This is a genomic window from Bacteroides sp. AM32-11AC, from assembly GCF_003603515.1.
Lineage (GTDB): Bacteria > Bacteroidota > Bacteroidia > Bacteroidales > Bacteroidaceae > Bacteroides > Bacteroides uniformis.
The window spans coordinates 1-12,338 of record NZ_QTNH01000019.1 but is presented as its reverse complement, the minus strand read 5'-3'; the positions used below and the strand labels follow the sequence as shown (position 1 = coordinate 12,338).

Here is a 12,338-nt window from a genome sequence, read left to right as displayed (position 1 = left end):
AACGATAATGAAAGAGGAAAGAAACATCATAACAATGAACGAGTTCGGCAATGTAGTTATGCCGAAAGATATACAGGCAACCGCCATGAGTGAGTGGGAGCTTTGCGAGTTGTTCAATGTAACCGCCCCGACTATCAGGGCAGGGATAAAGACACTCTGCAAGAACGGCATTCTGAATGAGTGTGAGATAAGGCATACCATCCGACTGTCCGACAAGTGCAGCATGGAGGTTTACAGCCTTGAAACGATAATCGCCCTTGCGTTCCGTATCGGCACATACAGTGCGAAGCAGGTGCGCAATGCCGTTCTTGAAAGACTGTACTTGCGAAAAGAGAAAACAAGCATCTTCTTTTCGCTGAACACCAACGGCATAGCCAAAGCCGAATACTTCTCGTAGCTGAATTGGTTGCACGACTGACGGAATCCATTCATTCAGTCACGAATAGAGTAATCAAGCCAGCGTGTCAGCATATAATCTGACCGACATATCAACAGGAACTCCAATTTTTTCTCCCGAAAAGCGTAATCCCCACATTCGTTTTTTGGGAGTTTTTTCGTCTGTCCTGCCCGACTTCCGTTCCAAACCATTGAAAGTTTTTTCTTCGGGGGCTATTTGTCACCGTTCTGCCGCGTTTTGCGTAACAACTTATCCGATAAATGCTTATACTTTTGTAGCTGGTATTTTTCAAACTTAAAACCATTTGATTATGTCAGCTAACAAACAACAAGACAGCCACAGACCGCCATCGGATGGTGGCATGGCAAAGGAGGAATTCATCCGAGTGGGGACTACGCTTTACAAGATTGTGGAGCAGCCCAAACTGAACGGAGGGTATGTAAGGAAACGCATAGCATGGAACAACGAAACCCTGCGCCAAGACTACGGCAAGGACTACATCGGCAGCGTTCCCAAGTATGACGGCTTCTGCACCGTACCCGAACACATCGGCTACCATCCCGTGGTCGGCAAGTTCCTTAACCTCTATGAACCGATAGACCACCAACCTAAAGAGGGCGATTTCTCGCATATCCAATCTTTGGTAGGTCACATCTTCGGGGAGCAATACGAGTTGGGCATGGACTACCTACAACTGCTCTACTTGTACCCCATTCAAAAGCTGCCTATCCTGCTGTTGGTATCAGAGGAACGCAACACAGGCAAAAGCACATTTCTGAATTTTCTAAAACTCCTATTTCAGAACAATGTAACCTTTAACACCAACGAGGATTTCCGTAGCCAATTCAATTCCGACTGGGCCGGCAAACTGCTTATCGTGGTGGACGAGGTGCTGCTCAACCGTAGGGAGGACAGCGAGCGGTTGAAGAACCTAAGCACCACACTTTCCTACAAGGTGGAAGCCAAAGGCAAAGACCGTGACGAGATAGCGTTTTTCGCCAAGTTCGTGCTATGCTCCAACAACGAGTACTTGCCTGTAATCATTGATGCAGGGGAAACACGCTATTGGGTACGCAAGATAGACCGCTTGCAGTCTGATGATACCGACTTCCTGCAAAAGCTGAAAGCGGAGATACCCGCCTTTCTTCATTTCCTGCAACACAGAACACTATCCACCGAAAAGGAAAGCCGTATGTGGTTTGCTCCATCGCTGTTGCATACCGAAGCCTTGCAGAAGATAATCCGCAGCAACCGTAACCGACTGGAGATAGAGATGCACGAGCTGATACTTGACATCATGGATAGTGTCGGCACGGACACATTCTCGTTCTGCTACAACGACATTCTTCTGTTGCTGGTACACTCGCAGGTAAAAGTGGAGAAGCACCAAGTCCGAAAGGTGTTGCAGGAGTGTTGGAAACTTACGCCTGCACCCAACGGACTGACCTATACCACCTACCAATTCAACTACAATCGGGAGTGTCGGTATGAGCCTGTAAAACGGGTCGGTCGTTTCTATTCTGTCACGAGGGAACAACTTGAATCCCTGTAATATCATTCTTTTTTTTGTTGAATTGATGAATAAGGATATAACTATGCTGACAATAAACAATATACACTCTCAACAAAATCTCAACAATCGAAAAGAGAAGTTGAGAGAGGAACAGCACCCGATTGTTGATTTCTCTTTTGGCGAGTGGTTTGTTGAGAAGATGTTGAGCAAATATCTTTCTGTAAATAAATGTGTTATATAAGCCATTCAACAAATCAACGTTTTTACAATCATCATCAAATCTATAGAATATCATGAACATACAAGAAGTTAAACAAATCAGAATCGCAGACTATCTGCAAAGTTTGGGTTACACGCCCGTCAAGCAACAGGGCAGCAGCTTTTGGTACAAATCACCGCTGAGAGAGGAAACGGACGCATCTTTCAAGGTAAACACAGAACTCAACAAATGGTACGATTTTGGACTTGGCAAGGGCGGTAACATCATCGCATTGGCAGCGGAACTCTACCATACGGAAGATGTAACCTGCCTGTTGAAGCGCATAGAGGAACGGACACCATACATCCGCCCTGCATCGTTTTCTTTTGGCAAGCAGCAATCCGACAACCGCACTTATCGGGTATTAAGAGTTGGCGAGCTGTCATCACCTGCGCTCATTGCCTATCTGCAAGAAAGGGGGATAGACATTGAACTCGCCAAAAGGGAGTGTAAGGAACTGCGGTTTGAGAATGCCGACAAACCCTATTTCGCCATCGGCTTCCCGAATATGGCAAGAGGGTATGAAGTGCGTAATAGATACTTCAAGGGATGTGTCGCCCCGAAGGACATCACCCATATCCGACAGCAAAAAGAGCCACGAACCGTCTGTTATCTTTTCGAGGGCTTCATGGATTATCTCTCGTTCCTGACCATCCGAGTAAAGAACAATCCGCAACACCCACGATTGAATGCACAGGATTACGTCATTCTCAACTCCGTTTCCAACCTCTCGAAAGCGGAAAGCATATTGGCAACCTATACCCGAATCGGCTGTTTCCTTGACAATGACACAGCAGGACGGAACGCATACGCCAACCTGCAACGGATGTTGGGTGACCGCTTGCAGGATATGTCGGTTCACTATGCAGGGTATAATGACTTGAACGAGTACCTGTGCAAAAAACTCTTGTCCCAATCGACAGAGCCGATAAAGGAGGAGAAGCAAGTACAATCCGCAAGGCGGATGATGCAGCCACCGAAAAAGAAAGGGCTGAAAATATAGAGGGGAACAGGTTCGCTTTCCCAAGGGTATTTAGACAGAAATACCATAGCTCAATAGGGCGTTTTCTTCACGCATTACACGGTAATGCTAAAAACTCCCTATCGAGCCAAAGGGAAATCCCTTTGGAAACCCTGAGAGCCAATGCCACAGGCAGAGAATACACTCATAACAATAACCGTAAAAATCAAACTACATGGGATATTTTTCATTGGACATAAAGAAAGCAAAAGGTTCATCGGACACCGTACAATCCGACCATATAGAGAGAAGAATCATACCTAAAAACGCAGACCCGACAAGAACGCATCTGAACAGGGTACTTATAGAATACCCCGATGGCGTTCATGGCAGGGATGAAGCGATTGCCCACAGGCTGAACACGGCAGGCATCAAGCGGAAGATTACACATGACCAAGTCCGTGTAGTCCGAGTGGTTCTGTCGGGAACACATGAGGACATGATGGACATACAGGAAAACGGAAGACTTGACGAATGGTGCAGCGACAGCATCCAATGGCTGCAAGCCACATTCGGCAGGGAGAACGTGGTTGCCGCCCATCTTCACATGGACGAGAAGACACCGCATATCCATGCAGCCATTGTTCCCATCGTGACAGGTGAAAGGCGCAAAGCCAAGAAAGAGCAGGAAGACGGCAAACGGAAGTATCACAAGAAAGCAAATACCGTCCGTTTGTGTGCCGATGACCTGTTCAACCGTCAGACCTTGATTGCGTACCACGACAATTATGCAAGGGTTATGGCTAAATACGGATTACAGCGAGGTGTGCGAGGTTCCGAAGCACGGCACACCACCACGACACAGTATTATCGGGACATACAGAAAAAGAACGCTGCCCTTGATGCAGAAAACAAGCGGTTACAGGAGCAGAAAACCGAAACCGAACAGGAACTCAGACAAGCCAAGAAAGAGGTACAGACCGAGAAACTGAAAGGTGCAGCCACCACCGCAGCGACCAACATAGCTGAAAGTGTCGGTTCTCTTTTCGGGAGCAACAAGGTCAAGACTTTGGAAAGGGAGAACACCGCCCTGTATCGGGAAGTTGCCACCCATGAGGAAACCATTGAGATACTGCAAAACCGCATACACACGATGCAAACCGAGCACAACCGCCAGTTGTTGGAAATACAGCAGAATCACCGTAAGGAGATGGCGGAAAAAAGTGTCAGACACAAAGATGAAGTATCAGGTTTGAAACGCATTATCGAAAAGCTGTGTGCATGGTTTCCTATGGCAAAGGAAATTATGAGAATAGAGAGCCTGTGCCGCCTTGTCGGGTTCAATGAAAGGCAGACCACGACATTGACTTATGGTAAGCCTTTGATATACGAGGGCAAACTTTATTCGGAGGAACATAATCGGAGTTTTACGACAGAAAGAGCAGGCTTTCAAGTGGTGAAAGACCCTGCGGACAAGTCTAAACTGACACTCGTAATCAACCGCCAGCCCATAGGCGAATGGTTCAGGGAACAGTTCGACAGGCTACGGCAGAGCATACGACAGCCAATTCAACCACAAAGGAAAAGTAGAGGAATTACATAAGTAGTTAAAACAGATTGCAATAAGCCTCCGATAATCGTATTTCCCTATCAGAGGCTTATTGCTGTTTAGATTTAGTTACGTTTCATAAATCATGATTTTTGTTTTTGATTGTCGACCTTTCTAAGTTGTGGAAGACATAAGGCTATTATAGCGAGAAGCAGAATAGCCATACCTGAGAACAAAAACCAACGGTTTACCCCGATTTGGTCTGCAAATGCACCCGACACTACCAACCCAAGCGGCATGGCAAACGACATGATGCTGCCAAGAAGTCCGAAAACACGCCCTAAATACTCGGGTTGTATCTGTTCTTGAAATAGCGCGGTCTGTACTCCATTATAGAATGGGGCAGAAAAGCCCATCAACGTACAACATATCGCAAATATCATAAAACCATTGGTTGGTAGCAAGCCGGAAACAGTCAATGACACTCCCATAAGAAAGATAGAGCCGATGATATTTGCCATGCGCTTTTTGAAACCTCCCCATGCGCCCAATAGAAGTCCGCCCAACAACATACCAACTGCAAAAACAATTTCCACCACGGAAGCATGCAAGGTACTTCCCTCGAAATAATTCATACTCATCAGCGGAAATAGCGCATTGATTGGCATATAAATGAACATATTGATTGCTCCTATCCAAAGCAATGTGAAAAGAGCTTTATTTTGTCGTATTGCGTTATAGCCAATGCGCAGTTCGGTGAAAAAGTTTTCTTGCTGCAGCGCTTCAATCGGTTGTTTTGGGATGTGAACCATTGCAACAGTGATACAGGCAATTATTGCTCCGAATACGTCAAGGGCAACCGCAGAATTCAACCCCCATTTTGCATAGAGAAAAGCGGCAATTGCCGGACTTAGGATGAAACTTGCCGATTGGATGGACTGGGTGTAGCCGGCACATTTGACTAACTGTTCTTCAGGCACTAAAAGAGGTGTTACCGCACTTAACGCAGGGGAATGGAATGCAGTGCCAACGCTTCTAATGAAGAGGATGAGCATTACTATCCATACAGGTAGTTCCGCTGACAGGGAAATTACGGTAAGTACCAGTCCAGCACAAGCTATGATGACATCTGCACCAATCATGACCATTTTCCGGTTCCAGCGGTCAACAAGTACTCCGATTGCAGAACCTAAAACCGCTTGAGGTAGAAACCCAACCAAGGTCGCCATTGACAACACCATCGCAGACCCTGTTGTATTTGTCAGATGCCAGATGATGGCCATTTGAAGAACCCCACTTGTTATCAGGGACACAGCTTGCCCCGCCCATATTGTATAGAAATCTTGTTTCCAATTTCTGATTTTTTCCATTTGAATTTTTCCTTTTATCTTTTGAATGTTTCTTGATTTTATAGCACAAAAAATCTCTCGACAAGCCTGAAATAGCATGCCGGATTACAAAGACAATGACATTCAAATCGAATTAATTAGATTTGAATGTGGAAAAATTACCAAGGTTTATGATATGCAATATTAACGGTGTTTTTACCTGTTAATATTGTACAATTGTTCATAATCATATTGAAAACCACTATATATGTTGCGACTTATCTTAATTGGGATGGTATTATATGCACACCGAATCCGCTGCAAAGTTACAATAAATTATTCGATTTTTGCACTAACTAAAGTAAAGAATTTCAATGCTTCCTGAATTTTGCCTTTCCTTTTTTATCCAAATCTGCAAAAAATAACGGCATAAGCAAATAGGTATATATCGAAAGGCAAAAAATGGCGAATACTGTTTGTATTGGATACTATATCAAAGATTTGTCGTATCTTTGCACCTGAAAGAGTTATTTGATAGTAAAACACCGCAAAACGCTGAAAATCGCACGGTTTCCTAGTCGTTACCATTACTTTTCAGATACTCCGTTAAATGTTTATTCATCAAACGGTTAGACGAAACCGTTCAGAATTTAAAATAATTATCTATATTCGCTTTTATAATTAACGGTGATTATTGACTTAGATGACTATGAAACCACTTTACCAAGATCTGCCATTCCCAATAGACAGTCATATACATTATTATATAGAAGACTTGCCGCACTTCATTGTACCTTGGCATTATCATCCGGCCATAGAGATAATGTATATAACTAGAGGTATAGGAACTCGTTTTGTCGGGGATTGCATAGAACAGTATGAGGAGGGGGATGTATGTATGATTGGCCCTAATCTCCCTCATGAATGGCGTAATGATGATGCTTATTTTGATAAGGAGTCTGGTTTGCGTGCTACGTGTATCTGTCTGTTCTTTAAACGTGAGATATTTGATCCGAATTTTATCAGATTACCAGAAATGAATAATATTCGTGATTTGATAGAGAGATCACGGCGTGGACTGAAGTTTACCGGAAATTCGAAATTAGAGATAACCCGGTTTATAAGGAGTTCGGTGAATGATGTAGGGGTTCGGAAGGTAACGAATCTTTTAACACTTCTTGAGCTGATGGCCACATCGACTGAGTATGAGTTACTGGCCTCAGTGGGATTTACGAATTCTGTAAATTCAGAAGATTTTGAGAGATTTAATAAGGTATACAAGTTTCTCGTCAAGAACTTTGCGACTTCCATTAGGTTGGAAGAAGTTTCGACTTTGGTTGGATTGACCCCGACAGCTTTTTGCCGTTATTTCAAGGAGAGGACCAAGAAAACCTTTGTAGAATATCTGAACGAAATGCGTATCGGTTATTCGAAAAAACTATTACTGGAAAACAAAATGAAGATTTCTACTATCAGTGGGGAAGTCGGATTCCCTAACTTATCTAATTTTATATCCCAATTTAAAAAAGTGACAGGAATGTCCCCGTCGCAGTTCCAAAAGCAGTTTGGAGTAAAGGCTAAACAAGCCATTTGATTCTACTATTTTATCATTGAATATTTGGTGGTTAGAGCCTTGGTTTTCTACTTTTTTTGCAAGGTTTTATCCATTTGCTGCGAATAATGGTAAAATACCATAATTATCGGAAAATATAGAGGAAAGAGCGAGTTCCATATCAGCGTACTTTTGCAATATAAGATTTTAAAAGTATGATGCTGATGAATGATAAGAGAACAAATGAGTCGCCTTTGCTCTTTATAAAGGATTCTTTGATCGGTGAAAATGTGAAGAGGAGTTTGAAGACTTTGGCTGATTTACGAGGTGTTTTTCATAATTGTGAGGCTTATGAACAGATGTCTCCTGATACTTTATTGTATGAGGTGACTTGTCATCTGCCGGTTGAAGAAGGAACGCCAGGGGGACTCTATTTCGGAATCACGAGAATTTATCCAGGTAAGGTTGGTGATGAGTATTTCATGACCAAAGGACATTTTCATGCCAATATGAATCGTGGGGAGTACTATTGGGGAGTGGAAGGTGAAGGCAGATTGATTATGATGGATCAGAACCGAAGGGTTTGGAGTGAGCGGATGTTTCCGGGTAGTCTTCATTATATACCTGGAGGGGTGGCCCATCGTGTGGCAAATATAGGATATTCTGTTCTGTCATTCGCTGCTTGTTGGCCTTCGGACGCAGGACATGATTATCAAGTGATTTTGGAGAACGGGTTTTCTGCATCTTTACAGTGTGTGAATGGCAATCCCCAATTGATAGAAATATGAATATGAAGTATATCATAGCTGTAGATTTGGGAGGAACCATTACAAAAGTCGGTCTCTTACGCAATGGAGAACTGGTAGACTATGTAAAAATGCCTTCTCGTCAAGATTTGGATATGACAGCAAGTTTGCCGGAGATTGAAAATGCAATTGATTTCCTGCTAAATTCAAATGGTGTGAAGCGCCTCTTTGGAGTGGGTATAGCTTTTCCAGGGCTAGTAAATAATAAAAAAAGCATTATTATATCTACGAATGAAAAATATGATGATGGAGTGGAGCTTGATTTGGATAGATGGGCGGATGAACATTGGGGAGCCCCCTTTTACATTGATAATGACGCACGGCTTGCAGCAATTGGAGAATGGCAATATGGGAGCGGCAGAGGATATGATAGCGTTGTTATGATGACTATTGGTACGGGCATAGGATCGGGAGTCATTATGAATGGTGAGGTAATGTATGGAAAGCACTTTCAAGCAGGTTCGTTGGGTGGCCATTTTGTAGTAGACTACAAAGGAAGGTTATGCTCTTGTGGAAACAAGGGGTGTGTGGAGGCTTTGTCCTCTTCATTCTTCCTTCATAAAATTATAAAGGATCATGCTTGCCTGTCTCCTTCGTTTAAAATGTCATCTCAGAATTATGATTTTAAAGAAATCTTCCAATTGGCGGAACAAGGAAATAGAGACGCGTTATTGGTACGAAATGAATGCATTGAAATATGGGGAGCTGCTGTTATAAATTTTATTCATGCTTATGATCCTGAAGTGGTGATACTTGGAGGGGGAATCATGAATAGCCATAAAGTGATAGTGCCTTATATCGAGGAACGGGTGTCAAAGTTTGCCTGGACTCCGAGTGCAAAAGTATCTGTGGTAGTTTCTAGCTTGGGAGATTATGCAGCTTTGTATGGTTTGGAATATTGTTTAAGAAAAAAGATAAAAGATGAAGTATTCTGCTAATTACGATAAATATCCTTTTGTGCAGGTGTCCTATAATTCGGATGACTGTATTTCCGGTTGGTTTGCCATTACCGATAGTATCAGTGAACGTTTGAAGGTACTGGAGAAGCCGTTGAAAGTGGTTGCGATTGAGTGCTATCAAGGAGTGTTTGAGAATGATATACGTAATGCTTTTGCCGGTAGGTTCAATAATGCTTTATTTGTTCATACAGATAGTGCGATGTTGCCGGAAGAGAAAATCAATGATTTTTTCTATCCTGATATTACCGATGATGAATTATTCGGCTATCTGACCCGGTATACAATGGAATGTTTTTTTGATTTCGATAAAGTTACTGGTATCCGGCAACAGATAGAAGATTTGCAGTCTGGTATTGTAATAGTCTATGGGGTTGGTGCGGCCTATCTTTGTGAACATCCTGATTTGTTGATTTATGCCGATATGGCAAGATGGGAGATACAGTCCAGATTCCGTAAAAATGAAATATCAAATATAGGTGTCAACAATAAAGAAGAACGAACCTCCTTGCAGTATAAAAGAGCTTTTTTCGTAGATTGGAGAATATGCGATAGGCACAAAAAGATGCTGATGGCAAAGGTGGATTATGTTTTGGATACGAACCGGCGCAATCATCCTAAGATGATTACAGGCAAAGCGATGTTTGAGGGATTGGAGAAAGCGGTAAATGGTCCGTTTCGTGTAGTTCCCTTTTTTGATCCGGGGCCTTGGGGAGGACAGTGGATGAAAGATGTTTGCGATTTAGAACGGACGATGCCTAATTATGCTTGGTGTTTTGACTGTGTACCTGAAGAAAACAGTCTGTTGTTGGCCTTTGGGGATGAGAAAGTGGAAATACCGTCAATTGATTTGATTTTTGCTTATCCCCGACAGTTATTGGGTGATGCTGTGTATGGCAGGTTTGGTGATGAGTTTCCAATACGGTTTGACTTTCTTGATACGATAGAAGGCGGCAATCTAAGCTTACAAGTTCATCCTTTGACTGAATATATACAACAGAAATTTGGGATGCATTATACGCAGGATGAGAGCTACTATATTTTGGATGCTAAGGAGGGGGCAACTGTATATTTGGGTTTGAAGGATAATATTAAACCGGAGGAGATGCTTGATGAATTGGAAAAATCGCAAAGGACTGGTGAATTTGAAGTGGAGAAGTATGTAGGTATTTATCCGGCAAAGAAGCATGATCATTTTTTAATTCCGGCTGGTACGGTACATTGTTCGGGAAGGAATAGCATGGTACTTGAGATTAGTGCAACCCCATACATCTTTACATTTAAGTTGTGGGATTGGGGACGGATGGGACTGGATGGCAGACCGCGTCCGATTAATATAGCTCATGGGGCTAATGTGATACAATGGAATAGAACGGAGTCTTGGGTGAAAGAAGAACTGATAAACAAGGTCTCTGTTATTGGTGAAGGAGATTCTTGGCGTGAAGAAAAGACGGGACTTCATGAATGGGAATTTATAGAAACAAGAAGACATTGGTTCACGGACAAAGTTTTGCATAAGAATGAGTCGGGTGTTAATGTTCTGAATCTGATTGAGGGACGTTCGGTGATAGTGGAAAGTCCTATAGGACAATTTTCTCCGTTTGTTGTCCATTATGCGGAAACTTTTATTATTCCTGCTGCCATAAAGGAATATACAATAAAACCTTATGGGGAGTCTGAAGGAATGGAATGTGGAACAATTAAAGCTTTTGTAAGACATCATGCATAAAGATAATTTTGATAAGGGAATTGATATAGGGATAACAGAAAATCCGTTAGGTTTTATTTATGGTAAGGACGTTTTTGGCCCGACAGTAGAAAACCGGTGGTTGGATGATATCCGGTCTAGTTTGTTGGATCCGAAATGTGAAGGACCGGATATTGTCTATTCTATAGCTATGGATGTGGGTAAGACTGTTCATAAAGCGCTTTTGCAAAAACAGCATTTGCTTTTTGGAGTAGTGGCTTATGCCAAAGGAAGTTTGGGTATGGAACCCATTCGCAGTCAGGGACATATTCATAAGGTCTCACCTTTTAGTCAATGGTCCACTCCAGAGGTTTATGAGATATGGAATGGAGAGGCGGTCATTTACATGCAAGAGTCGGCTACAGATGAACCGGGGAGGTGTTATGCTGTTTATGCACAGCCTGGCGATGTGGTGGTGGTCCCTCCATATTGGGTACATGCTACCATTAGTACGAATGCAGATGAATCTCTTGTGTTTGGTGCATGGTGTGACCGTGAATATGGTTTTGAATATGCTGAGATTCGTCGTCATAAAGGTATTGCATGGTATCCTGTTTTTGAGGGTGATGGATTGAAGTGGATCAGAAATACAAACTATCATTTTTCGGAACTGGTAAGAAAGGCTCCAAGAGAGTATCATGATTTAGGTATTGGGAAAGGTAAATCCATTTATAAAATTTTTGAAGATGCTCCGGATACTTTCTTATATGTTCCGAATCCGTCAGTGAAAAAGGAAGTTTGGATAAGTTTTGAACCCTAAAATATAAGTTTAATATGAAAAACAGACATATAATATTTTTAATAGCTACAGTTGTAGCAACAGGAGGATTGCTTTTCGGCTTTGATACTGGGGTAATTTCAGGAGCGATTCCATTTCTTCAGTCAGATTGGGGAATAGATAATAATGATGTTGAATGGATTACGGCGGCTGGTTTGTTGGGAGCTATGTTGGGGGCTGTATGTTGTGGGCGTTTATCTGATATATTTGGAAGAAGAAAAATCATATTGGTTTCTGCTGTGATATTTGCAGTGGGAGCGTTATGGTCAGGACTGGCAACGGATTTGACGAGCTTGGTTTTTTCTCGTCTGTTTCTTGGTATAGCTATAGGTGTGGCATCATTTACTGTTCCATTGTATATAGCAGAAATTGCTCCAGCTAAATCTAGGGGACGTCTGGTTTCAATGTTTCAGTTAATGGTTACAATAGGTATTTTACTTTCATACATGTCACAATACTTCGTTAAATTTCATGCTGCATCAGCAGCGAATC

Annotated in this window: 11 protein-coding genes; 10 read left to right on the top strand and 1 reads right to left on the bottom strand. The window is 42.5% G+C overall.

What is annotated here, in order from left to right:
• Positions 1-7: 7 nt before the first annotated feature.
• The 4 genes from DW800_RS17670 (at position 8) to mobV (ending at position 4,733) form a co-directional block, all read left to right on the top strand.
• Positions 8-397, top strand: a complete 390-nt coding sequence (locus DW800_RS17670; protein WP_016564204.1) for a hypothetical protein — start codon at positions 8-10, stop codon at positions 395-397.
• Positions 398-707: 310 nt separating this feature from the next.
• A complete protein-coding gene (locus DW800_RS17665) occupies positions 708-1,949 on the top strand; it encodes a primase-helicase family protein (protein WP_016564203.1) in 1,242 nt (413 codons plus the stop codon).
• A gap of 254 nt (positions 1,950-2,203) precedes the next feature.
• A complete protein-coding gene (locus DW800_RS17655; protein ID WP_016564201.1) occupies positions 2,204-3,172 on the top strand; it encodes a toprim domain-containing protein in 969 nt (322 codons plus the stop codon).
• 193 nt (positions 3,173-3,365) lie between these two features.
• Positions 3,366-4,733 (top strand): MobV family relaxase, encoded by a 1,368-nt coding sequence (mobV, locus tag DW800_RS17650; protein ID WP_022508104.1) that lies wholly within the window; start codon positions 3,366-3,368, stop codon positions 4,731-4,733.
• Positions 4,734-4,822: 89 nt separating this feature from the next.
• Here the strand turns inward: mobV and DW800_RS17645 are convergent, their stop codons facing one another.
• A complete protein-coding gene (locus DW800_RS17645) occupies positions 4,823-6,049 on the bottom strand; it encodes an MFS transporter (protein ID WP_016564142.1) in 1,227 nt (408 codons plus the stop codon).
• Positions 6,050-6,716: 667 nt separating this feature from the next.
• On the opposite strand from DW800_RS17645, the gene DW800_RS17640 reads away from it, so the two are divergent.
• From DW800_RS17640 to DW800_RS17615, 6 genes are all read left to right on the top strand, one after another.
• A complete protein-coding gene (locus DW800_RS17640) occupies positions 6,717-7,601 on the top strand; it encodes an AraC family transcriptional regulator (protein WP_016272606.1) in 885 nt (294 codons plus the stop codon).
• A gap of 182 nt (positions 7,602-7,783) precedes the next feature.
• Complete coding sequence (locus DW800_RS17635; protein ID WP_009037083.1) at positions 7,784-8,347, top strand: glucose-6-phosphate isomerase family protein; 564 nt, start codon at positions 7,784-7,786, stop codon at positions 8,345-8,347.
• Positions 8,344-9,303: an ROK family protein gene (locus DW800_RS17630; protein WP_005823650.1), complete on the top strand. Its 960-nt coding sequence runs from the start codon at positions 8,344-8,346 to the stop codon at positions 9,301-9,303. Before DW800_RS17635 ends, DW800_RS17630 begins: the two co-directional genes overlap by 4 nt.
• Positions 9,287-11,050, top strand: coding sequence for a class I mannose-6-phosphate isomerase (locus DW800_RS17625; RefSeq protein WP_016272607.1), 1,764 nt, complete (start codon positions 9,287-9,289; stop codon positions 11,048-11,050). Before DW800_RS17630 ends, DW800_RS17625 begins: the two co-directional genes overlap by 17 nt.
• Positions 11,043-11,828, top strand: coding sequence for a glucose-6-phosphate isomerase family protein (locus DW800_RS17620; RefSeq protein ID WP_005823648.1), 786 nt, complete (start codon positions 11,043-11,045; stop codon positions 11,826-11,828). Before DW800_RS17625 ends, DW800_RS17620 begins: the two co-directional genes overlap by 8 nt.
• Positions 11,829-11,842: 14 nt before the next feature.
• Positions 11,843-12,338 (top strand): MFS transporter (locus DW800_RS17615; RefSeq protein ID WP_119958240.1); only part of this gene is annotated, 496 nt, incomplete at its 3' end.

Bases quoted from the DNA above. Each gene is read 5' to 3' on its own strand.
- DW800_RS17670 (WP_016564204.1), top strand. From the start codon at position 8: ATGAAAGAGGAAAGAAACATCATAACAATGAACGAGTTCGGCAATGTA.
- DW800_RS17665 (WP_016564203.1), top strand. From the start codon at position 708: ATGTCAGCTAACAAACAACAAGACAGCCACAGACCGCCATCGGATGGT.
- DW800_RS17655 (WP_016564201.1), top strand. From the start codon at position 2,204: ATGAACATACAAGAAGTTAAACAAATCAGAATCGCAGACTATCTGCAA.
- mobV (WP_022508104.1), top strand. From the start codon at position 3,366: ATGGGATATTTTTCATTGGACATAAAGAAAGCAAAAGGTTCATCGGAC.
- DW800_RS17645 (WP_016564142.1), bottom strand. From the start codon at position 6,049: ATGGAAAAAATCAGAAATTGGAAACAAGATTTCTATACAATATGGGCG.
- DW800_RS17640 (WP_016272606.1), top strand. From the start codon at position 6,717: ATGAAACCACTTTACCAAGATCTGCCATTCCCAATAGACAGTCATATA.
- DW800_RS17635 (WP_009037083.1), top strand. From the start codon at position 7,784: ATGAATGATAAGAGAACAAATGAGTCGCCTTTGCTCTTTATAAAGGAT.
- DW800_RS17630 (WP_005823650.1), top strand. From the start codon at position 8,344: ATGAATATGAAGTATATCATAGCTGTAGATTTGGGAGGAACCATTACA.
- DW800_RS17625 (WP_016272607.1), top strand. From the start codon at position 9,287: ATGAAGTATTCTGCTAATTACGATAAATATCCTTTTGTGCAGGTGTCC.
- DW800_RS17620 (WP_005823648.1), top strand. From the start codon at position 11,043: ATGCATAAAGATAATTTTGATAAGGGAATTGATATAGGGATAACAGAA.